General features: G+C 46.0%; 1 tRNA gene. It reads left to right on the plus strand.

Features of this window, described 5'->3' with window-relative positions:
* Positions 1–99 precede the first annotated feature (99 nt).
* Positions 100–186 (plus strand) — tRNA-Leu (locus tag BCT49_RS06380).
* Positions 187–239: the final 53 nt, after the last annotated feature.

A 239-nucleotide genomic window follows, 5' to 3' on the forward strand; every position in this document is an offset into this window, starting at 1 on the left:
AACCCGATGTATCGCTCCAAAATTTGTAATGTTGATTGGCTTCGACATTAAGATGGTGTTTTACTTTTCAGTAATCGGCATCGCAATAAAGAATTGCGTGCCCTGGTGGTGGAATTGGTAGACACAAGGGATTTAAAATCCCTCGGCGTTCGCGCTGTGCCGGTTCAAGTCCGGCCCGGGGCACCATCTATTAAAGTCTACGTCTTAACGGATGTAGCAAATGCGATACTAGCTCAGTT

The organism is Vibrio lentus (assembly GCF_002875945.1).
Taxonomy (GTDB): Bacteria; Pseudomonadota; Gammaproteobacteria; order Enterobacterales; family Vibrionaceae; genus Vibrio; species Vibrio apostichopi.